Annotated in this window: 16 protein-coding genes; 3 read left to right on the forward strand and 13 right to left on the reverse strand. The window is 65.8% G+C overall.

The window, feature by feature from the left end; translation table 11 throughout:
* Positions 1-20: 20 nt before the first annotated feature.
* The 5 genes from FLG15_RS18985 to FLG15_RS19005 form a co-directional block, all read right to left on the reverse strand.
* On the reverse strand, positions 21-2,252 hold the full coding sequence (locus FLG15_RS18985; RefSeq protein WP_150147057.1) for an NADP-dependent isocitrate dehydrogenase: 2,232 nt from the start codon (positions 2,250-2,252) through the stop codon (positions 21-23).
* 360 nt (positions 2,253-2,612) lie between these two features.
* Entirely contained in the window at positions 2,613-3,170 is a 558-nt protein-coding gene (locus FLG15_RS18990; RefSeq protein WP_057678773.1) for a RodZ family helix-turn-helix domain-containing protein, read from the reverse strand.
* A 104-nt stretch (positions 3,171-3,274) separates the two neighbouring features.
* On the reverse strand, positions 3,275-3,568 hold the full coding sequence (locus FLG15_RS18995) for a LysM peptidoglycan-binding domain-containing protein (RefSeq protein WP_057678774.1): 294 nt from the start codon (positions 3,566-3,568) through the stop codon (positions 3,275-3,277).
* 102 nt (positions 3,569-3,670) lie between these two features.
* The gene (queF, locus tag FLG15_RS19000) at positions 3,671-4,486 is read right to left on the reverse strand and encodes an NADPH-dependent 7-cyano-7-deazaguanine reductase QueF (protein WP_057678775.1); all 816 of its coding nucleotides are present in this window, start codon (positions 4,484-4,486) and stop codon (positions 3,671-3,673) included.
* Positions 4,487-4,651: 165 nt separating this feature from the next.
* Positions 4,652-5,965, reverse strand: a complete 1,314-nt coding sequence (locus FLG15_RS19005) for a M20 family metallopeptidase (protein ID WP_150147748.1) — start codon at positions 5,963-5,965, stop codon at positions 4,652-4,654.
* A 251-nt stretch (positions 5,966-6,216) separates the two neighbouring features.
* On the opposite strand from FLG15_RS19005, the gene FLG15_RS19010 reads away from it, so the two are divergent.
* From FLG15_RS19010 to FLG15_RS19020, 3 genes are all read left to right on the forward strand, one after another.
* Positions 6,217-7,464 (forward strand): efflux RND transporter periplasmic adaptor subunit, encoded by a 1,248-nt coding sequence (locus tag FLG15_RS19010; protein WP_057678776.1) that lies wholly within the window; start codon positions 6,217-6,219, stop codon positions 7,462-7,464.
* Between the two features lie 93 nt (positions 7,465-7,557).
* A complete protein-coding gene (locus tag FLG15_RS19015) occupies positions 7,558-10,806 on the forward strand; it encodes an efflux RND transporter permease subunit (RefSeq protein WP_209228180.1) in 3,249 nt (1,082 codons plus the stop codon).
* 151 nt (positions 10,807-10,957) lie between these two features.
* Positions 10,958-14,098, forward strand: a complete 3,141-nt coding sequence (locus FLG15_RS19020; RefSeq protein ID WP_150147063.1) for an efflux RND transporter permease subunit — start codon at positions 10,958-10,960, stop codon at positions 14,096-14,098.
* 178 nt (positions 14,099-14,276) lie between these two features.
* Here FLG15_RS19020 and hglS read toward each other — a convergent pair whose 3' ends face one another.
* The 8 genes from hglS to FLG15_RS19060 form a co-directional block, all read right to left on the reverse strand.
* Entirely contained in the window at positions 14,277-15,644 is a 1,368-nt protein-coding gene (hglS, locus tag FLG15_RS19025; RefSeq protein WP_057687136.1) for a 2-oxoadipate dioxygenase/decarboxylase HglS, read from the reverse strand.
* A gap of 163 nt (positions 15,645-15,807) precedes the next feature.
* A complete protein-coding gene (locus FLG15_RS19030) occupies positions 15,808-16,425 on the reverse strand; it encodes a hypothetical protein (protein ID WP_057677445.1) in 618 nt (205 codons plus the stop codon).
* A gap of 288 nt (positions 16,426-16,713) precedes the next feature.
* Entirely contained in the window at positions 16,714-17,286 is a 573-nt protein-coding gene (locus FLG15_RS19035) for a hypothetical protein (RefSeq protein WP_057677443.1), read from the reverse strand.
* Positions 17,287-17,620: 334 nt separating this feature from the next.
* Positions 17,621-18,373 (reverse strand): HAD family hydrolase, encoded by a 753-nt coding sequence (locus FLG15_RS19040; RefSeq protein ID WP_057677442.1) that lies wholly within the window; start codon positions 18,371-18,373, stop codon positions 17,621-17,623.
* A 37-nt stretch (positions 18,374-18,410) separates the two neighbouring features.
* Positions 18,411-18,812, reverse strand: a complete 402-nt coding sequence (locus FLG15_RS19045) for an EF-hand domain-containing protein (RefSeq protein WP_081023172.1) — start codon at positions 18,810-18,812, stop codon at positions 18,411-18,413.
* A 234-nt stretch (positions 18,813-19,046) separates the two neighbouring features.
* Positions 19,047-19,400: an EF-hand domain-containing protein gene (locus FLG15_RS19050; protein ID WP_005911460.1), complete on the reverse strand. Its 354-nt coding sequence runs from the start codon at positions 19,398-19,400 to the stop codon at positions 19,047-19,049.
* Between the two features lie 226 nt (positions 19,401-19,626).
* On the reverse strand, positions 19,627-20,004 hold the full coding sequence (locus FLG15_RS19055) for a hypothetical protein (RefSeq protein WP_057677440.1): 378 nt from the start codon (positions 20,002-20,004) through the stop codon (positions 19,627-19,629).
* A gap of 223 nt (positions 20,005-20,227) precedes the next feature.
* Entirely contained in the window at positions 20,228-20,425 is a 198-nt protein-coding gene (locus FLG15_RS19060) for a CPXCG motif-containing cysteine-rich protein (RefSeq protein WP_057677439.1), read from the reverse strand.
* Positions 20,426-20,529 lie beyond the last annotated feature (104 nt).

The raw sequence follows: 20,529 nt of genomic DNA on the forward strand, positions 1-20,529 counted from the left end.
ACCGCAGGTGGTGCGGCGACTCAGGCGTTCAGCGTCGCCAGGATGTCGTTGAAGGTCTTGCTCGGGCGCATCGCCTCGCTGACCTTGGCCAGGTCGGGATGGTAGTAACCGCCGATTTCCACCGGCTTGCCCTGCGCGCCGTTGAGCTCGGCCAGGATGGTGGCCTCGTTCTCGGTCAGGGCCTTGGCCAGCGGCGCGAACTTGGCCTGCAATGCCGTGTCTTCGGTCTGCGCGGCCAGGGCCTGCGCCCAGTACATCGCCAGGTAGAAGTGGCTGCCGCGGTTGTCGAGCTCGCCGACCTTGCGCGCGGGCGACTTGTTGTTGTCCAGGAACTGACCGTTGGCGACATCCAGCGCCTTGGCCAGCACCGTGGCCGACGGGTTGTCGTAACGGTTGCCCAGATGCTCGAGCGATGCGGCCAGGGCCAGGAATTCACCCAGCGAATCCCAGCGCAGGCAGTTCTCTTCGACAAACTGCTGCACATGCTTGGGCGCCGAACCACCGGCACCGGTTTCGAACAGGCCGCCACCGGCCATCAGCGGCACGATGGAGAGCATCTTGGCACTGGTGCCCAGCTCCATGATCGGAAACAGGTCGGTGAGGTAGTCGCGCAGCACATTGCCGGTGACCGAGATGGTGTCCTGGCCCTTGCGGATGCGCTCCAGCGAGAACGTGGTCGCTTCCACCGGCGGCAGGATGCGGATATCCAGGCCGTTGGTGTCGTGATCCTTCAGATACTGCTCGACCTTGGCGATCACCTGCGCATCGTGCGCGCGCGCCTTGTCCAGCCAGAAAACCGCCGGCGTCTCGCTCAGGCGGGCGCGCTCCACGGCCAGCTTCACCCAGTCCTGGATCGGCGCGTCCTTGACCTGGCACATGCGCCACAGATCGCCGGCTTCCACCGCGTGCTCGAACACCGTCTTGCCGTTGCCATCGGTGACCTTGACGGTGCCGGCGGCGGCCATCTGGAAGGTCTTGTCGTGCGAGCCGTATTCTTCTGCCTTCTGCGCCATCAGCCCCACGTTGGGCACCGAGCCCATGGTGGCCGGATCGAAGGCACCGTGCGCCTTGCAGTCGTCGATCACTGCCTGGTACACGCCGGCATAGCAACGATCCGGAATCACCGCCTTGGTGTCCTGCAGCTTGCCTTGCGCGTTCCACATCTGGCCGGAGTCGCGAATCATCGCCGGCATGGAAGCATCGACGATCACGTCGCTGGGCACATGCAGGTTGGTGATGCCCTTGTCGGAGTTGACCATCGCCAGGCCCGGGCGCTGCGCGTATTCGGCCTGGATATCGGCCTTGATTTCGGCTTGCTTGGCTTCCGGCAGCGACGTGATACGTGCGTACAGATCGCCGATGCCGTTGTTGGGATCGAAGCCGACCGACTTGAGCGCATCGGCATGCTTGCTCAGCGTGTCCTTGTAGAACTCGCCGACCACCACGCCGAACAGCACCGGATCGGAGACCTTCATCATGGTGGCTTTCAGATGCACCGAGAACAGCACATCCTTGGCCTTGGCATCGGCAATCTGCGCGTCGATGAAGCTGGCCAGCGCACGCTTGCTCAGTACGGCAGCGTCGACGATTTCGCCCGCCTTCACCGCTACCTTGTCTTTCAACACGGTGCTGCTGCCATCGGCACCGACGAATTCGATCTTCAGCGTGCCGGCGTCGGCCAGCGTGGTCGACTGCTCGCTACCGAAGAAATCACCGGCATCCATGTGCGCGACATGCGACTTGGACGCGCTGCTCCACTTGCCCATGCGGTGCGGATGCTTGCGTGCGTAGTTCTTGACCGACAACGGCGCACGACGGTCGGAATTGCCTTCGCGCAGCACCGGATTCACCGCGCTGCCCTTGACCTTGTCGTAGCGCGCCTTGATGTCTTTTTCCGCAGCGTCCTTGGGCTCGTCCGGATACGCCGGCAGTGCATAGCCCTGGCCTTGCAGCTCCTTGATCGCGGCCTTGAGCTGCGGCACCGAGGCGCTGATGTTGGGCAGCTTGATGATATTGGCCTCCGGCGTGGTGGCCAGTTCGCCCAGTTCGGCCAGGTCGTCGGCGATCTTCTGCGCATCGTTGAGCTGCTCGGGAAACAGCGCCAGGATGCGTCCTGCCAGCGAGATATCGCGCGTTTCGACCACGATGCCGGCGGTATCGGTGTAGGCATCGATGATCGGCAGCAGCGACTGCGTGGCCAGGTAGGGTGCTTCGTCGGTGAGCGTATAGAGGATCTTCGGTGTCTTCGACATGAGGTGCGATGGCTCTTGTGGTCGGGAGGAGCGCCTGCATCCACGGACGAGGGCCGTGGTGCGCGCGACGGGGGTCGTTGATGGCACACCGGTCGGCCAGCGCGTTGGATGCGGCGATGGATCAGCACGGCATTGTCGCGTCTGAGCCGCGCCCGGGTAAAGCGACCACAGGCGGATGCTTCGTCCCGTCACCAGGGCAATCGACATGGATGCAGCTGTAACGAATGCGATGCAACAAAAAGGCGCGACCTGATCGGTCGCGCCCTGCTTGCGTGGCTCGGTGCAACGTCCAGCCACCCGTGGACTGGCGCCGTAGCGACGCGCAACCAAGGCTGCGCACCACTGTTGCGTCGCACATCTTTACTTGACGGTGATGGTCTGCGGATTACCTGCAGGCTTGCCATCCACCATGACTTGCGCGGTGTAGGTGCCGGCCGGCCAGCCATCGGGCTTGCTGAAGCTCAAGTTGGTGGTTTCGGCACCGGTGGTGTTCAACGTCGCGTTCTGTTCGCCGGCCACCTGACCATCCTGGTAGGTCAGCTTTGCAGACACTGCCACGTTGCTCGCGCTACCGTCGGTCTTCACCGAGACGATGATGGTGTCTTTGCTGCCGACGCTGGTCGCCGGCGTCACCGTCTTGTCGGCCGCGGCCTGGGTGCCGACCGCCACGCTGGACACCGTCACCGCGCTCCCCATCGCAGCACCGCTATCGGTGCTGGCCGCACCGGTCGCGCTGCCCTGGGCGGCCTGATCGCTGGCCGGAGGGGTGGCAGCCGGGCCGGGCATCGCTTCGGTCGCGGCGCCGGACGTGGGGTCCTTGGAGACGCTGTCGTCGTCGGCCTTCTTGCTGCAGCCGGATACTGCGAGAACGCCGGCCAAGGCGAGGGCCAAGCTGCTCGAAACAGAGGTGATACGCATAAATCGATTCTCCGGTAGCCAGAACATCTGCAATGGCAGTGCTCGAGTGGGTGTCTAGGTGTGTTGAATCGTGTCGCCGCCTGCGACTGGAAACGGACCTGCCATTACGACTTCGCAGGCAGGCGCAGGATCTGCCCGGGAAAGATCTTGTCCGGATCCTGCAGCGTTTCGCGGTTGGCTTCGAAAATACGTGGCCACAGATTGCCATCGCCCAGATGACGCTTGGCAATACTGGAGAGGCTGTCGCCGGCCTGGACGGTGACCGATTCTTCAACAAGCTGCGCGGTGCTCTGCACACTGGTACGCACGTTGGAAAAATCGGGCGCAGGCGTCACCTCGGCGGTGCTATCGACCGATGAGGTGACGTTGGAGAAATCTGCTTTCTTGTCGACACTCATTGCTGCAATCCCTGTGCATCGCGGTGTCGGCAGGGTGCGCGGGGCGCCGTTAAGCGTGGATCGCGCCGCCGTGAAGCCCGCGCGATCCCACCTGCGCGCGACCTACTGACGCAGGTCGCGGAAGATCGACAGTGGCATCGGCACACTGGCCGAGCTGCGCAGCGGGTTGATGTCCAGGCCGCCACGACGTGTGTAGCGCGCTTCCACCACCAGCCACTGCGGCGCGCACTGCGTCAGCACATCGTTGAAAATGCGCTCGACGCATTGCTCATGAAACTCGGCGTGGTCGCGGAAACTCACCAGATAACGCAGCAATCCCTCGCGGTCGATCGGTGCGCCGCGGTAACGCAAGGTCACGCTGGCCCAATCCGGCTGGCCAGTCACCGGGCAATTGGATTTGAGCAAGGCCGAGGTCAGCACTTCTTCCACCACTGGCTGCGCGAGTGCGCAGAGATAGGCCGCGTTCGGCGGGCCGTAATCGTCGATGCTGACATCCAGCGTGTCGACCGACTCGCCCTCGCCGACCGCATCGATCGGCGGCAGGCCGAACTCCACCGCCACGTCGGCACCGGCGCGCGTGGACAGATCGGTCGCAATGCGCGTGCGCACCGCTTCGGCGCTGTTGAAGCGGGTGGCGTTGAGCGAGTTGAGATACAGCTTGAGCGACTTGGATTCGATCAGCGAGGGCGAATCGCAGGGTACATGCAAGGTGGCGGTGGCCACGCAGGGCTTGCCCTGTGCATCCAGCCAGCTGAGTTCGTAGGCATGCCAGCGATCGCGGCCGATAAACGGCAGCTCACCGACCAGCCCGATGGCCTCGCGCCCGGCCGCGCGCGGAATCGGAAACAGCAACGACGGGTCGTAGCCGCTCGGATAGGCGACCTCACGACCGAGGGTGGAATCTTCTGGGGTATTCATGCCGCCATTTTAGGCCGCACGGGCTGGCCGTGAGGTGTACGGCAACGCGTGAAAGAAAGCCGATGGAACGCCCTAAGATCGCCGCTCCACAATCACGCCGCCGGCCCAACCAGCGAAATCTGGAATCGCCCAGCCGCAGACGATTCCCGATTCCCGATTCCCGATTCACCCCTGCTGCAGATAATCCAGCGACACCTGCAACAGCGCGCGCAAGCCCACATCCAGCGAGGACTCGTCCAAGAGGAACTGCGGCGAATGGTTGCTGGGCGCAGTGGCCGGGTCGATGCCCTTGGCAGTGGAACCGACGAAGAAGAACATCGACGGCACCTGCTGGGCATAGAACGAGAAGTCTTCGGCGCCCATCTGCAACGGCGGCTCGTAGACGTTGTCCGCACCCACCACCGCCTGCAGGCTGGGCAGCATCTTGGCCGTCAGGGCCGGGTCGTTGACCGTGGCCGGATTGCCGTCCTGGTCGGGCACCTTCGCGTCCACCTTGGCACCATGCGCGGCAGCGGTGTGCTCGGCCACGTTCTTCAGGTCGGCAAAGATCTGCTGGCGCATGCCTTCGTCGAAGGTGCGGATGGTGCCGACCATTTCCACATCGTCGGGGATGATGTTGTAGCGGATGCCGCCCTTGATCGCGCCGAAGCTCAGCACCGGCGGTTGCTTGGACAGGTTGGCGCGGCGGCTGATCACCGTTTGTGCGGCGCCGATCATGTCGGCGCTGGCCACGATCGGGTCGATGCCGTTCCACGGCGCCGAGCCATGGGTCTGGCGGCCGATCATCTTGATCGCGAAGCGGTCCGAGGCCGCCATCAGCGGGCCGCTGCGCACCGCGATCTTGCCGGCCTGCACGCTGGAGAACACATGCAGGCCGAACACCGCCTGCGGCTTGAAGTCGGCAAACAGGCCTTCCTTGAGCATCAGCGAGGCACCGCCCTCTTCGTTGCCGGGCGCGCCTTCTTCGGAGGGCTGGAAGATCAGCATCACTTCGCCGGGCAACTGCTCGCGCATGCCTACCAGCGCCTCGGCCACGCCGAGCAGGATGGCGGTATGCGCGTCGTGGCCGCAGGCGTGCATCACCCCGACCTGCTCGCCGCGATATTGGGCGGTGGCCTTGGAGGCGAACGGCAGCCCGGTCTGCTCTGTCACCGGCAGCGCGTCCATGTCGGCACGCAGGGCGATCTTCGGCCCCGGCTTGCCGCCCTTGATGATGGCCACCACGCCGTGATGGGCGATGCCGGTGCGCGGCTTGAGGCCCAGCTTGCGCAGCTGCGCAGCCACGGTGGCGGCAGTGCGCTCTTCGCGGTTGGACAACTCCGGGTGCTGGTGGAAGTCGCGGCGCCATTGCACCACCTTGGCCTGCAGCGGGGAGGCGGCGGCCTGGACTTCGGGCCGTTGCGCGGCCTGCGCGGTGGCGAGCGTGGGCAGGGCGAGCAGCAGCGCGCTGGTAGCAGGCGGGAGGGGCGCATCGGCAATCCTTGAAAGATGGTTGCTTAATGTAGTGCAGGCGGGTGCCGGATGGGCTGCAGTGGGGCCCGATTCAGCCCGGCGGTCAACCGCGGTCACCGTGGCGCGTTGCCGCTGCAGTGCAAGTGTGACCGTTGCGGTCGTTTCGCCGGCCAAGCCGTTACTTCAGTAATGCTCAATTGGTGAAGCGCAACGATATGCTTTGCACCGCCGCCCCACGGTCGCACCCATGCGCCCGGCCCGCCCTCAGGAGTTGTCGCATGTCGCGTTTTTGGAAGATCACACTGCTGGTTGTCGCAGTGCTTGTCGTGGTGTTCGTCGCAGTGCGGATGATGGGTGGGGGCAATCACGGCAAGCGCGCAGGCGCGCCGGACGGCAATGATCCGGACAACGGCGGCCCGGTGCCGGTGACGGTGGTAGCGGCCACCACGCAGGATGTTCCGGTCTATGCCAGCGCGCTGGGCACGGTCACCGCGCTCAACACGGTCACCGTCAGCCCGCAGGTGGGCGGCCAGCTGATGAGCCTGAACTTCAAGGAAGGCCAGGAAGTGAAGAAGGGCGATCTGCTGGCGCAGATCGATCCGCGCACGCTGCAGGCAAGCTACGACCAGGCCCTGGCCGCCAAACGCCAGAACCAGGCGCTGCTGGCGACCTCGCGGGTGAATTATCAGCGTTCCAACGACCCGGCTTACAAGCAGTACGTCTCGCGCACGGACCTGGATACCCAACGCAACCAGGTTGCCCAGTACGAGGCGGCGGTTGCGGCCAACGATGCGCAGATGCGCTCGGCGCAGGTGCAATTGCAGTTCACCCGCGTCACCGCGCCGATCGACGGCATCGCCGGCATCCGTGGCGTGGACGTGGGCAACATCGTCACCAGCAGCTCCACGATCGTCACCCTGACCCAGATCCGCCCGATCTACGTGTCGTTCAACCTGCCCGAGCGTGAGTTGCAGGCCGTGCGTACCGGTCAAACGGCGGCGCCGCTGGCCGTGGCGGCACTGGATCGTGGCGATGCGCACGTGATCAGCAGCGACGGCAAGCTGGATGTGATCGACAACCGCATCTCCGCCGACAGCGGCACCTTTGGCGCACGCGCGATCTTCAACAACACCGACAACGCGCTATGGCCGGGCCAGTTCGTCAATGTGCGCCTGCAGCTGCGCACCATCGCCGGCGGCACCGTGGTGCCGTCCCAGTCGGTGCAGCGCGGCCCGGACGGCGATTACGTGTACGTGGTGGGCAGCGACAACACCGCCCAGATGCGCACCGTGGTGCAGGGCGTGGAAGTGGACGACAGCCATGTGCAGATCACCAAGGGCCTCAAGCCCGGCGAGCGCGTGGTGACCGAAGGCCAGTTCCGCCTGAAGCCGGGCAGCAAAGTCAGCGCGCTCAAGCCGGGCGAGACGCCGCCGGAACCGACCGAGGCCGAACTCAAGGCCGCCAAGGACAAACAGAGCCGTGGTGGTGGCAGCCCCGGCGGCCGTCGTGGCGGCGGTCCGCGCTAACTCTCGACCACCGGCGACGGAACTTCCGTCGCCGATGTGCGCCGGCGTTGCATGCGCCGGCTTCGCCTGACGTCTTCAGCAAGGACACCCCCCGTGGGCTTTTCGACCATCTTCATCCGCCGCCCGATCGCCACTTCGTTGTTGATGGCCGGCGTCCTGCTGCTGGGCATCCTGGGCTACCGTCAATTGCCGGTCTCGGCATTGCCGGAAATCGACGCGCCCAGCCTGGTCGTCACCACCCAGTATCCCGGCGCCAATGCGACCACCATGGCCTCGCTGGTCACCACGCCGCTGGAGCGCCAGTTCGGGCAGATCTCCGGCCTGCAGATGATGACCTCCGATTCGTCGGCGGGCCTGTCCACCATCATTCTGCAGTTCTCGATGGAGCGCGATATCGATATCGCCTCGCAGGATGTGCAGGCGGCGATCCGCCAGGCCACCCTGCCCTCTTCGCTGCCGTACCAGCCGGTCTATAACCGGGTCAATCCGGCCGATGCGGCGATTCTCACGCTCAAGCTCACCTCCGATTCGCTGCCACTGCGCGAGGTCAACCGCTATGCCGATGCGATCCTGGCCCAGCGACTGTCGCAGGTGCCGGGCGTGGGCCTGGTGTCGATCGCCGGCAACGTGCGCCCTGCGGTGCGCATCCAGGTCAACCCGGCGCAGCTGTCGAACATGGGCCTGACCATGGAGTCGCTGCGCAGCGCGCTGACCCAGACCAACGTCAGTGCGCCCAAGGGCTCGCTCAACGGCAAGACCCAGTCCTACAGCATCGGCACCAACGACCAGCTCACCGACGCGGCGCAGTACCGCGAGACCATCATCAGCTACAAGGACGGCCGCCCTGTGCGGCTGGCGGACGTGGCCAACGTGGTCGATGGGGTGGAGAACGACCAGCTGGCCGCCTGGGCCGACGGCAAGCAGGCGGTGCTGCTGGAGATCCGCCGCCAGCCCGGCGCCAACATCGTGCAGACGGTGGAGCAGATCCGCAACATCCTGCCGCAGCTACGCTCGGTGTTGCCGGCCGATGTGCATCTGGAGGTGTTCTCCGACCGCACCGAAACCATTCGCGCCTCGGTGCACGAGGTGAAGTTCACCCTGGTGCTGACCATCGCGCTGGTGGTGGCGGTGATCTTCGTGTTCCTGCGCCGGCTGTGGGCGACCATCATCCCCTCGGTGGCGGTGCCGTTGTCGCTGGCAGGCACCTTCGGGGTGATGGCCTTCGCCGGCATGTCGCTGGATAACCTCTCCTTGATGGCGCTGGTGGTGGCCACCGGGTTCGTGGTCGACGATGCGATCGTGATGATCGAGAACATCGTGCGCTACATCGAGCAGGGCAAGAGCGGGCCGGAAGCGGCCGAGATCGGCGCCAAACAGATCGGCTTCACCGTGTTGTCGCTGACCGTGTCGCTGGTGGCGGTGTTCCTGCCGCTGCTGCTGATGCCGGGCGTCACCGGGCGGCTATTCCACGAGTTTGCGTGGGTGCTGTCGATTGCGGTGGTCATCTCGATGCTGGTGTCGTTGACGTTGACGCCGATGATGTGCGCCTACCTGCTCAAGCCCGATGCCTTGCCCGAAGGCGAAGACGCGCACGAGCGCGCAACCGCCGCCGGCAAGACCAACCTGTGGACGCGGACCGTGGGCGCCTATGAGCGCAGCCTGGACTGGGTGCTTGCCCACCAACCGCTGACCCTGGCCGTGGCGATCGGTGCGGTGGCGTTGACGGTGGTGCTGTATGTGGCCATTCCCAAGGGCTTGCTGCCCGAGCAGGACACCGGCCTGATCACCGGTGTGGTGCAGGCCGACCAGAACGTGGCGTTTCCGCAGATGGAGCAACGCACCCAGGCGGTGGCCGCCGCGTTGCGCAAGGACCCGGCGGTGACCGGCGTGGCCGCCTTCATCGGCGCCGGCACCATGAACCCCACGCTCAACCAGGGCCAGCTGTCGATCGTGCTGAAGACGCGCGGCGAGCGCGAGGACCTGGACGAGGTGCTGCCGCGCCTGCAGAAGGCAGTGGCCGGCATTCCGGGCGTGGCCTTGTTCCTCAAGCCGGTGCAGGACGTCACCCTGGACACGCGCGTGGCCGCCACCGAATACCAGTATTCGATCTCGGACGTGGACAGCAGCGAGCTGGCCACCTGGGCCGGGCGCATGACCGAATCGATGCGCAAACTGCCCGAGCTGGCGGATGTGGACAACAACCTGGCCAACCAGGGGCGTGCACTGGAACTGAGCATCGACCGCGACAAGGCCAGCATGCTCGGCGTGCCGATGCAGACCATCGACGACACGCTCTACGACTCCTTCGGCCAGCGCCAGATCTCCACCATCTTCACCGAGCTCAATCAGTACCGCGTCGTGCTGGAAGTAGCGCCGGAATTCCGCACCAGCACCGCCCTGATGAACCAGCTGGCCGTGGCCAGCAACGGCAGCGGCGCGCTCACCGGCACCAACGCCACCAGCTTCGGCCAGGTCACCTCGTCCAACTCGTCCACCGCCACCGGCGTGGGCGCGCAGAACACCGGCATCGTGGTCGGTGCCGGCAGCATCATCCCGCTGGCCGCGCTGGCCGAAGCCAAGGTCACCAACACACCGTTGGTGGTGAGCCACCAGCAACAGCTGCCGGCCGTCACCATCTCGTTCAACCTGGCGCCGGGGCATTCGTTGTCGCAGGCGGTGGCGGCGATCGAGAAGGCACGCGAAGAACTCAAGATGCCGACCCAGGTGCATGCGCAGTTCGTCGGCAAGGCGGCCGAATTCACCGGCAGCCAGACCGATATCGTCTGGCTGCTGCTGGCCTCGATCGTGGTGATCTACATCGTGCTGGGCGTGTTGTACGAAAGCTACATCCACCCGCTGACCATCATCTCCACGCTGCCGCCGGCCGGTGTCGGTGCGTTGCTGGCGCTGATGCTGTGCGGGCTGAGCCTGTCGGTGGACGGCATCGTCGGCATCGTGCTGCTGATCGGCATCGTCAAGAAGAACGCCATCATGATGATCGACTTCGCCATCGACGCACGCCGCGAAGGGGCGAGCGCGCACGATGCGATCCGGCGCGCCTGCCTGCTGCGCTTCCGCCCGATCATGATGACCACCGCCGCGGCCATGCTGGGCGCGTTGCCGCTGGCGCTGGGCACCGGGATCGGCTCGGAACTGCGCCGCCCGCTGGGTATTGCCATCGTCGGCGGCCTGCTGCTGTCGCAGCTGGTCACGCTGTACACCACCCCGGTGATCTATCTGTACATGGAACGCGCCGGCGAGCGCCTGCGCGCATGGCGTGCGCGGCGCGCTGCCCAGCGTGACGGCATGAACCCGGCGCCGAGCTCGGAGCGCCCGGCATGAGGATCGGTAGCGTCATCGCCGACCGGCACGCAGGCCCGCAGCGTCGCCGGCGCACCTGCGCCAGTGACATCGGCTTTGGCTTTGGCTTTGGCTTTGGCTTTGGCCTTTACCGATTCCCGATTCCCGATTCCCGAATCCCGGCAGTGGCCCCATGAACATCTCCGCGCCCTTCATCAAGCGCCCGATCGGCACCTCGCTGCTGGCGATCGGTTTGTTCGTGATCGGATTGATGTGCTACCTGCGGCTGGGCGTGGCGGCGCTGCCGAACATCCAGATTCCCATCATCTTCGTGCACGCCACCCAGTCCGGCGCCGACGCCAGCACCATGGCCTCCACCGTCACCGCGCCGCTGGAACGTCACCTGGGCCAATTGCCCGGGATCGACCGCATGCGCTCCTCCAGCTCGGAGAGCAGCAGCCTGGTGGTGCTGGTGTTCCAGAGCAGCCGCAACATCGATTCGGCCGCGCAGGACATCCAGACCGCGATCAACGCATCGCAATCGGACCTGCCTTCCGGGCTCGGGACGCCGATGTACTCCAAGGCCAACCCGAACGACGACCCGGTGATCGCCATTGCGCTGACCTCGGAGACGCAATCGGCCGATGAGCTCTACAACGTGGCCGATTCGCTGCTGGCGCAGCGGCTGCGCCAGATCACCGGCATCAGCTCGGTGGACATCGCCGGGGCATCCACCCCGGCAGTCCGCGTGGACGTGGACCTGCGCGCACTCAACGCGCTGGGCCTGACCCCGGACGATCTGCGCAATGCGGTGCGTGCGGCCAATGTGACCTCGCCGACCGGATTCCTGTCCGACGGCAACACCACCATGGCCATCATCTCCAACGATTCGGTGTCCAAGGCCGCCGATTTTGCGCAGTTGGCGATCTCCACCCAGTCCAACGGACGCATCGTGCGGCTGGGCGATGTGGCCACCGTCTACGACGGCCAGCAGGACGCCTATCAAGCTGCCTGGTTCAACGGCAAGCCGGCGGTGGTGATGTATGCCTTCACCCGCGCCGGCGCCAACATCGTCGAAACCGTCGACCAGGTGAAGGCGCAGATTCCCGAACTGCGCAGCTATCTGCAGCCCGGCACCACGCTCACGCCCTACTTCGACCGCACGCCCACCATTCGCGCCTCGCTGCACGAGGTGCAAGCCACGCTGATGATCAGCCTGGCGATGGTGATCCTGACCATGGCGCTGTTCCTGCGCCGGCTGGCGCCAACCCTGATCGCCGCTGTCACCGTGCCGCTGTCGCTGGCCGGCTCGGCGCTGGTGATGTACGTGCTTGGCTTCACCTTGAACAACCTCAGCCTGCTGGCGTTGGTCATTGCCATCGGCTTCGTGGTCGACGATGCGATCGTGGTGATCGAAAACGTCATGCGGCATCTGGACGAAGGCATGTCGCGCCTGGACGCGGCGTTGGCCGGTGCGCGCGAGATCGGGTTCACCATCGTCTCGATCACCGCCTCGCTGGTGGCGGTGTTCATCCCGATGCTGTTCGCCAGCGGCATGATCGGTGCGTTCTTCCGCGAGTTCACCGTGACCCTGGTGGCGGCGATCGTGGTGTCGATGCTGGTCTCGCTCACCTTGACGCCGGCACTGTGCAGCCGCTTCCTGTCGCCGCACACCGAGCCAGAAAAACCCGGCCGTTTCGGCGCCTGGCTGGACCGCATGCACGAACGCATGCTGCGCGTGTACACGGTGGCGCTGGATTTCTCGCTGCGCCACGCACTCCTGCTGTCGTTGACGCCGTTGTTGCTGATCGCCGCCACCATCTTCCTGGGCAGTGCGGTCAAAAAGGGCTCGTTCCCCGCGCAGGACACCGGCCTGATCTGGGGCCGCGCCAATTCCAGCGCCACGGTGTCGTTTGCCGACATGGTCAGCCGCCAGCGCCGCATCACCGACATGCTGATGGCCGACCCGGCGGTGAAAACCGTCGGGGCACGCCTGGGCTCCGGCCGTCAGGGCTCCAGCGCATCGTTCAATATCGAGCTCAAGAAGCGCGATGAGGGCCGTCGCGACACCACCGCCGAAGTGGTCGCGCGCCTGAGCGCCAAGGCCGACCGTTACCCGGATCTGGACCTGCGCCTGCGTGCGATCCAGGACCTGCCCAGCGACGGCGGCGGCGGCACCAGCCAGGGCGCGCAATATCGCGTGTCGTTGCAGGGCAACGACCTGGCGCAGCTGCAGGAATGGCTTCCCAAACTGCAGGCTGCGCTGAAAAAGAACCCGCACCTGCGCGATGTCGGTACCGACGTGGATACCGCGGGCCTGCGCCAGAACATCGTGATCGACCGCGCCAAGGCCGCGCGCCTGGGCATCTCGGTGGGCGCCATCGATGGCGCGCTGTATGGCGCGTTCGGCCAGCGCTCCATTTCCACCATCTATTCCGACCTCAATCAGTACAGCGTGGTGGTCAATGCACTGCCGTCGCAGACCGCCACCCCCAAGGCGCTGGATCAGATCTTCGTGCCCAACCGTGCCGGCCAGATGGTGCCGATCACCGCCGTCGCCACCCAGGCACCGGGGCTGGCGCCGCCGCAGATCATCCACGAAAACCAGTACACCACGATGGATCTGAGCTACAACCTGGCGCCGGGCGTGAGCACGGGCGAGGCGGATCTGATCATCAAATCCACCGTACAGGGCCTGCGCATGCCCGACGGCATCCGCCTCAGTGGCGACGACAGCTTCAACGTGCAGCACAGTCCCAATTCGATGGGCATCCTGTTGCTGGCCGCAGTGCTTACCGTCTACATCGTGCTGGGCATGCTCTACGAGAGCCTGATCCATCCGGTGACCATCCTGTCCACATTGCCGGCCGCCGGCGTGGGCGCGCTGCTGGCGCTGTTCATCACCAACACCGAACTGTCGGTGATCTCGATGATCGCGCTGGTGCTGCTGATCGGCATCGTCAAGAAGAACGCCATCATGATGATCGACTTCGCGCTGGTGGCGCAGCGCGTGCACGGCATGGATGCGAGCGCAGCCGCACGGGAGGCCTCGATCGTGCGCTTCCGTCCGATCATGATGACCACGATGGTGGCGATCCTGGCCGCTGTGCCGCTGGCGGTGGGCCTGGGCGAAGGTTCGGAGCTGCGCCGTCCCCTGGGTATTGCGATGATTGGCGGGCTGGTGTTCTCGCAGAGCCTGACCCTGCTCAGCACCCCGGCGCTGTACGTGATCTTCTCGTGCCTGAGCGAGCGCTGGAAGGCGCGTCGCGCACGTGCGCGCGCACGCCGTGCAGAACGCGCAGCGGCGCGTCGCCCGGCCACACAGGCACACTGAGGTTTCGCATCGACTGACCGCCCAGCCCGTCGCCGCGGCCTTCACTGCACTGCGGCACCGCCGGGCAGATGCGTTGATCTGCTGCCATTTCCGGGAGGTTTTCCACAACCGCCGCCACGCCGGCGGGCGCTGCCCGGCGACGCCGACGCAATGCCAGGCAAGATGCGGCGGGCGCGTGCTACACCAGCAACCCCTGCAGGGACTCCCGCTCTAACTGCGCATACAGCGCGAATTCGTCGTGCACCTGCGCACCCAGCGCCTGCTCGAAACTGCGCTTGCTCGAATGGGCGGCATAGGCGCGTTGCTCGGCACCACCGAGATTGGATTGGAAGATGCCGGCCGCGCTGACCGGCAAGAAATCTTCGTAAATGATCGGGTCGGCACTGACCAAGCCGAGCGCGATCGCGGTTTCTGCCGGCATCGCGGCCACCTGCGCGGGATCGGCGCGGCCGGCGTCGGTGAGCGTATAGCGGAAATAGCCCAGCCCTTCCTGCCGCAGCAACGCCTCGTCATCGGGGAAGGCCACGAAGGCAGTCTGCAGCCGGGTGGCGTAATCGGTGCCGGTGCTGCCGGCGCCATCGGCGTCGCGTGCCTGCGCCAGCAGCGCGTCGTACAGCGCGCGGCCTTTTGGCGTGAGGGCAAGGCCGCGCTGCTCGATCTCGCCGAAGCGTGCGGTATGGGTGCCGTGTTCCGGCTGCCCGTCATCGCCGACAAAACGCACCGGCTCTTCCAGTGCCTTGAAACTGGTCTGCCGCAACAGGATCGGCACGCGCCGACGCGGCGGCCCCTCGATCACCGCCTTGGCATCGATGCCGGCGCGCTGCATCTGTTCCTGCGCCGCATCGATGTCCAGCGTGCGCGGCGTGAGGTGATTGATGTGCGGGCCGTGGAAGCTCACCACATCGGCAATCAACTTATGCGCCTGGCTCAGCGCGCGATAGGTTGGCAGCGACACCGTGGCATCGCCATGCCAACGGAAGGTTTCCAGCGCTTCGGCCACGAACTGCCGCGCCTGGTCGGCATCCAGCCCGCCTTGCCGTTCGTGGCGTTCGATCAACTGCAGGGCGCCGGCGGTAAAGATCTGGCGCTGCTGCAGGATCTGCTCGGCCTGTGCGCGCAGGGCGGCGTCTTCGATCAGTTCCAGCCGCAGCAGCGAGGTGAACACGCGAAACGGATTTGCCGACAGCGCCGCCTCGTCGATCGGGCGGAATGCGGTGGAATGCACCGGCACGCCGGCCACCGACAGGTCGTAATAGCCCACCGGCTGCATGCCCAGCACGGCGAACAACCGACGCAAGGTCGCCAATTCGGCTGCCGTGCCAACGCGGATGGCGCCGTGGCGTTCCAGATCCAGCCGAGCGCGCTCGTCGTTGCGCTGCAGCCGCTGCGCCAGCGCCGGATTGGCTTGCAGCGTCTGCGCATTGACCTGTGCCACCAGCGACATCAAATCGCCATACAACGGCACCTCGGCGCGATACATGTCCGACATCGCCTGGGCGAACCAGCTGCGGATCTGATCGGGAGAGACAAAGTCGGTATCGCGCATGGGCTGGTCTTGGGCAGTGCCGGCACGACGCCAGCGGTACCGCATTCTCGCCGACCGCGGCCTGCGTCGACCAGCGGTGCGGCTGTCTGCGCAGCCAATACGTTGCTGCGCGGACAGCCGCGCCATGCCGGTACGTGCATGGCGCCACGACGCAGCAGCCGCGTCAGAGACCGGCCTGCGCCGCCGCTTCGGCCGCTTCGCTGGCCTGGCGCGCCGCTTCCAGGCGCTGCGCATGATCGCCGAGCTGGCGCCGCAGCAATGCGTCCAGGGTGATCGGACGTTCCCAGCGGTCGTAGCTGGCGACGATGGCCTGCCGCAGCGCGCGCATGTGCAGGTTGTCCGGCGCCACCGACAGCCGCGTGACCACACCCTCCCAGCCATCGCGATGGTCGCGGCTATAGGCGCGTACCGTGTCGCGGCACGACAGCTGCACGGTCTGCGCCCAGAAGCATGCGAAATAGATATCCCCCGCATGCCAGCCGTGCACTTGCAGCAGCGCCTGCACATACGCGCGCGGCGTGCCGGTATAGCGCGCCACCTCGTCGATGAAGCTGGCCGGATAGCGCTGCGCATAACTGCCCATGTCGGCCAGGTGCTGATCCACCCAGGCGTCGCCAGTGCCGGGCGTCACCGCTGGCGCCGCCTCTTCGGTTACAGCCGCGGTAGCCGATGCCGGCGAGGCCTGCGCAGCGCCCAATGCCGGCCACAGCGATGCCACCAGCAATGGCACGCAGCGCAATACGGAGGAGCGGGAGACAGGCATGCAGCGATGATGCCGCATGCGTGCGGTGCTGTCAGGCGGGCGCCGGATCAAGCGCCGCTGCTGGGCACCGGGCACACACGCTTTGCAACGAGCTATGCCTGGCGAGCAAGCGCAGCCGCACTCGCTGCGCTACCGGGCGGCGATGAGCGCTTGGGCCGCAGCGGCCCGGTGCGCGCTGATGCCAACCAGCCATTGCGTGTTTGTCGGCCGCCGCGCGCAGTCCAGGGTTCGGCCGAAAGGTCGGCCACTGCATCTGCGCGGCGATGACGCACGATACGCCCGGTGGCACGGGCCGGGCCCTGACGCCTAGCGCAGCTCGTAAAACCCGAACTGGTGAACCTCGCGGCAACCGCTTAGATCGCAGGAGCCAATGTAGCCAGGACCGATGTAACGCTGGCGCGCGTCGCGATTGTGCGGACTGCTGTACGGATCCGGACCATACAGACCATTGCCATAGTAAATCTGGCCGTAGGGGCGATTGCGCGAGGCACCAAGACGGAATGGGCCAGCTCCACCCCGATATCCGCCATCGCCCGCATAACGGTCGTCATACCAGGCGCCGACAAACCCGGCGCTGCGATCGCGCTCGCTAGGTCGAGCCTGCAACCTGGCGACGCTCTCGCCGCGCGCGTCCACGTAGCCCTGCTCACGATCGAAGCGCACGGTGCGGAAATACACCAGCTCACCATCCACCTGACGGCTCCGCAGGCGGATGTAGTCGCCACCGTCGTCGTAGTAAGGCTGCCCGTTGCGAAAGATGACTTCGCTCGGATTGATGATTTCTTCTTCCAGCTCGGCGGCCGCCAGGGGCACGGCGCCGATCAGCAGCCCGAGCAACAAGGCCACGCTGGCGCGCTGGGTCATGGACAACATGGTCATCGGCACTCCCTCCAAGCTCGGCCGCGCACCCGTGCGGGCCGTTAACATCCTGTCGTTGGGCGCCATGCAGCGCCCGCTCTTTGACGCATCGAGCCAGATCAGTCTCGCCAGCCCGCGGCGACCCGGCCCAGCTTAGAGCATGTTATGCACGTTGAGATGAGATGCGTTGGCGGCCCGCTCCGTGCCGCTGACGTCCAATCCTCCCGGAAGCGTCCAGTGCGCGCCGATCCTGCGTTGCGCGCTTCGCCCAGGCTGCCAGCCTGGGCCGCAGCGCACGCCTCGTCTGGACGCGCCACAGGATGCCTCGCACTCACCTCAACGCACACAACACGCTCTAGCCCTGCCGCCGCGCCAACGCATCCAGCGCCTGCACCGCTGCCGGCCAGCCGGCGGCGTCGGGCACTTCGCGCATGCGCGGTTCGTCGGCAGCGACACCGTGCTCCTGTTCGTGCGCCCAGGTCACCGCGTACGGTGTGTAGATGCCCCAACCACCGATGGCCAGCACCGGTTCCACATCCGAACGCAGCGAATTGCCGATCATTGCAAACTGCTGCGCCGGCAAACCGAATTCGCCGAGCACGCGCGCATAGGTCCGCGCATCCTTTTCGGACACCACTTCCACCCGCGGGAACAGATCGGCCAGGCCGGATTGCTCGATCTTCTGCTCCTGGTGAAACAGGTCGCCCTTGGTGATCAGCACCACCTGGTACTCAGCGGCAATCGCACCGACCGCCTCGCGCACGCCGGCAATCACGTCTACCGGATGCTGCAGCGTGACGCGGCCGATCTCGACGATGCGCTGGATATCGTGCGCGGCAATGCGCGCCTGGGTCAGTTCGATCGCGGTTTCGATCATCGACAGCGTCATGCCCTTGGCGCCATATCCGAAGACCTTGAGATTGCGGCGCTCCACCGCCAGCAGATGCTGCTGCATGCGGCTGTCGCCCAGATCCAGGTACCCGGCCAGGATCGCTTCGAAATCCGCTTCGGCAGTGCGGTAATAGTCCTCGCTTTTCCAGAGGGTATCGTCGCCATCGAAGCCGACCAGTTGGATCGCCTGGCCGTCGCGCTGTGCAAGTGAGCTCATCGGGCAATTCTAGCAGCGCACCGGTATGGCGCCGTGCTCAATCGCCTGCCGCATCGCCCGGGCCAGGCTGATAGCTGGCAAATTCCTCGCGCGACAGGCGCCCGTCGCCGTTGCTGTCGAAGCTGGAGAAGTTTTCGCGCAACACCGGATCGGCACTTGCCTCGGCCGGCGTCAGCGATCCGTCGGCGTCTGTATCCAGGCTGCGGAAGCTGCGCGGTGCCAGGCTGCCAGCGGTGGTAGGGGACGCTTCGGCACCGCCCGTGGACTTGGCGGGCCTGGGTGCGGTCGGCAGCAAGGGCGTGGTGGCCGGAGCCGGCGGATCGATCGGCAACGGCGCCATCGCCGGAGTGGCGTTGCCAGCGGTTGCCGGCACCGACGCCGTGGGGGTGGCGGGGGGCAGCACCGGCGGCACGGCGAGCGCAAGCACGGGGTTCGCCAACCCGAGCAGGAGTGCAAAGCGTAAGTGCGACATGATGGACGGCGCCCGACACGGAACGGCCCACCCTATCGCGGCAGACGTCAACAAAACGGGAGCGACCCTGGCAGATCGCTCCCGCGTGTCCATCCTGTTGCTGTTGCAGCTCAATACTGACATTGAGCGCTGATCGGGCTCTGTGCCAGCGCTCCGCACCTATACATTCCTGCGAAACCTTAGCGGTGCGTCGAACCTGGCTTAGTTGCCCTGCGAACCGGTGGCACCGCCACCCTGCTGCTTGGCAACGAACGCCTTGTACTCATCCGGGGTCAACTTGCCATCGGTGTTGCCGTCGGCTTGATCAAAGATCTGCGCAAGGCCCGCGTTGACCTGCGCTTCCTGCTTGCTGATGGCGCCATCGCTGTCGGTGTCCACGCTGGCCCAGGTCTGGCCACCACCGGAGCTTGCACCGCTCGACTGGGCGGAGGTGGCCGAACTGCCCGACTGCGCCGCTGCGTCCTGTGAGGTGCTTTGCGCCATCGCCGGCAGCGCCAGGGCGGCAGCAAGGGCGGCGGTAGCGGCGAGCAGCGAGGTGCGGTTGCGATTCTTCATTAGGGTGGTCTCCGTATGCTTGGGAATGCGCGGTGTCGCCGCACATGGCACCACCCTACCCAGCGCAAATGAACGCCCAACCCAGCGCAATTTCGCGCAAAACAGACTTTTAACCACAGCCTGAATGTTTGCGGCTAGACGCCTGTTAGGCGTAAGTGAGTCAAACCGAAGCGCCTCATTCAATGCATGAAAATTTGCGATCTGCCCCGCATTTTATGCCGCACTCTCAGGCGCTTGGCGGGTCGTTCTCCCAGCTCCCGGAACTGAACAGTTTCCAACCAAGCACCACGCCAGCGAGCGCGCCGGCCACTTCCAGCACCACGCGCGAGCCCAGTTCGTTGGGGTCGTGGATCTTGGCCAGCGCCAGGCGCGCATACAACGGCGATTCCAGCCGCACGATGCTGGTGTAGACGAGATGCCAGATGTCGTACCCGGCACCGATGGCCACGGCCAGCAGGCAGGCAATGCCCAGCGTGTGGCCATGGTTGAACTGCAGCCGCCGCCCGCCCCACTCCACCGCCGCAAAGACCACCACGCCCAGGATGAGCGCGATCAGCCCGGCCTCCAGTGAACCGAGCAGGCCGAAATGCAGGGGCAAATTCATTGTGAGGATCCAGGCAGCAGGCGCACCAGTCTAGCGGCTGCAGCGCCTGGATCCGCGCGCCTGGCAACGCAGGTGCCCTGAACCAACTGGAGACTGCCAGGCCGATGGCAGTCGGGGCGATCTGTAGATGGCAGGCGATTGCCGGCATCCGGACGCAGTCGGGCGCAATACCGTCGCGCATCGCAAGCACAGGCGGGCCAGATGCGGCGACCCGCACAATGGCTCAGGCGTCGTCCTGGCCACGCGCACTCACCTGCGCTTCGCCTTCTTCGTCCCAGCGCACGCTCACCGTGATCGGCTTGCAGCAGACCTGGCAATCTTCGATGTAATGCTGGTCGCCGCCGGTCAGATCCAGCGCCAGCGTGATCCACTCCCCGCAGTACGGGCAGGCGATATCGACAAAGCGTTCCGGGTCGAACATGGCGGTTCCTTGGATCTATCGAAGCGAGTGACCGGACGTGGCGGTCGACGCCGGCCGCTGCTGCTGGCGGACATCGGAGTGTACGACTGCTGCTGCTGCGCTGG

It is taken from the genome of Xanthomonas phaseoli pv. dieffenbachiae, from assembly GCF_008639345.1.
In the GTDB taxonomy this organism is placed as follows: domain Bacteria; phylum Pseudomonadota; class Gammaproteobacteria; order Xanthomonadales; family Xanthomonadaceae; genus Xanthomonas; species Xanthomonas phaseoli.

Excerpts from the sequence above, each read along its gene's own strand:
- FLG15_RS18985 (WP_150147057.1), bottom strand. The coding sequence starts at position 2,252 with ATGTCGAAGACACCGAAGATCCTCTATACGCTCACCGACGAAGCACCC.
- FLG15_RS18990 (WP_057678773.1), bottom strand. The coding sequence starts at position 3,170 with ATGCGTATCACCTCTGTTTCGAGCAGCTTGGCCCTCGCCTTGGCCGGC.
- FLG15_RS18995 (WP_057678774.1), bottom strand. The coding sequence starts at position 3,568 with ATGAGTGTCGACAAGAAAGCAGATTTCTCCAACGTCACCTCATCGGTC.
- queF (WP_057678775.1), bottom strand. The coding sequence starts at position 4,486 with ATGAATACCCCAGAAGATTCCACCCTCGGTCGTGAGGTCGCCTATCCG.
- FLG15_RS19010 (WP_057678776.1), top strand. The coding sequence starts at position 6,217 with ATGTCGCGTTTTTGGAAGATCACACTGCTGGTTGTCGCAGTGCTTGTC.
- FLG15_RS19020 (WP_150147063.1), top strand. The coding sequence starts at position 10,958 with ATGAACATCTCCGCGCCCTTCATCAAGCGCCCGATCGGCACCTCGCTG.
- hglS (WP_057687136.1), bottom strand. The coding sequence starts at position 15,644 with ATGCGCGATACCGACTTTGTCTCTCCCGATCAGATCCGCAGCTGGTTC.
- FLG15_RS19030 (WP_057677445.1), bottom strand. The coding sequence starts at position 16,425 with ATGCGGCATCATCGCTGCATGCCTGTCTCCCGCTCCTCCGTATTGCGC.
- FLG15_RS19035 (WP_057677443.1), bottom strand. The coding sequence starts at position 17,286 with ATGACCATGTTGTCCATGACCCAGCGCGCCAGCGTGGCCTTGTTGCTC.
- FLG15_RS19040 (WP_057677442.1), bottom strand. The coding sequence starts at position 18,373 with ATGAGCTCACTTGCACAGCGCGACGGCCAGGCGATCCAACTGGTCGGC.
- FLG15_RS19050 (WP_005911460.1), bottom strand. The coding sequence starts at position 19,400 with ATGAAGAATCGCAACCGCACCTCGCTGCTCGCCGCTACCGCCGCCCTT.
- FLG15_RS19055 (WP_057677440.1), bottom strand. The coding sequence starts at position 20,004 with ATGAATTTGCCCCTGCATTTCGGCCTGCTCGGTTCACTGGAGGCCGGG.
- FLG15_RS19060 (WP_057677439.1), bottom strand. The coding sequence starts at position 20,425 with ATGTTCGACCCGGAACGCTTTGTCGATATCGCCTGCCCGTACTGCGGG.